This window comes from Tenacibaculum finnmarkense (assembly GCF_900239185.1).
GTDB lineage: Bacteria > Bacteroidota > Bacteroidia > Flavobacteriales > Flavobacteriaceae > Polaribacter > Polaribacter finnmarkensis.
Genome location: NZ_OENA01000004.1, coordinates 1 through 1,031, shown reverse-complemented (window position 1 = coordinate 1,031; position 1,031 = coordinate 1). Strand labels below are relative to the sequence as shown.

General features: G+C 32.3%; 1 protein-coding gene and 1 pseudogene. Both read right to left on the bottom strand.

Annotated features, from left to right (window positions below):
* A pseudogene (locus AQ1689_RS00205) lies at positions 1–510 on the bottom strand (hypothetical protein); the annotation flags it as partial.
* A gap of 64 nt (positions 511–574) precedes the next feature.
* Positions 575–1,031, bottom strand: a 457-nt coding sequence (locus AQ1689_RS00200) for a PorP/SprF family type IX secretion system membrane protein (RefSeq protein ID WP_145993707.1), incomplete at its 5' end; no start/stop codon positions are given.

Sequence of the window (1,031 nt, the reverse complement as noted above, 5' to 3'; positions counted from 1 at the left end):
TGCAAAATAAAGTTCATCATTATAAATAAAACCTCCAAAATCAGAGTATTTTGTATTGCTTGATACATTATGAATATTGATGTAGGTTTTTTTAGTATTGGAATATTCTACAAAATAATCTTTGTTACTTTCTAATGATTTCACTCGGCTATCATTAGTATTTTCACCTTTTAGTTTTAAAAGCCATGCGTCAGATTTGGCTATTTTTCCGTTGGTTTTTAATACCTGTGAGTATCTGAACAAATGCTTTGAGGAAGCTATTTTTTCATGAAACTTCATTAATTTGGCGTAATTTTTCTCCGCTTTTGTAAATTCAAAATTGAAATATTGCGCGTCTGCTAAACGGCTTAATACCAAATAAGAGTTATCGCCTTTATCATGGATTGATTCATATAATTCAGCCGCTTTTTTATAGGCAAATTCTTTATAATACCTATCAGCAGCATATTTACGCTGCCCAAAACTAGCGGTGCTTATTAATAAAATTAGTATATATAGTATTTTTTTCATCTGTCTTATTTTTTTCAGGGGTTTTAGGTAATTTTCAGTCATTTTCAGCACTTTCTAAAATGCTTTAAAAGAATCTTGGCGATTTTAATGCGTGTTCTTTTAACATCTCATAACGAAGCATTACCTCGTAAGTTCCTGAGTTATAATTGCTGTAATTTGAGGTCGTTAAATCATAAGCAAAACCTATGTATAATTTTTTACTCGCCTGAAAACCTAGCAAGGCACTTACAGAATCATCCCATCGCCATGCCAATCCTGCTATAAATTTTTCATTAAACATAAAATTTGCCGACACATCTACTGATAATGGTGCGCCTTTTACTGCCTTTGCCAAGGCCGCGGGTTTGAATTTTATGTTATCACTTAAATTAAATACATATCCTGCGATAAAAAATAAATGCTGACGTTCTGTAGCAATATCACCACCATTAATTGTATCATCATAATGATCGGTGCTGATAAAATTTGGGATTGCAGCTCCTACATACCAATTACTTGTGTAGTAATAAAGTCCTGCTCCA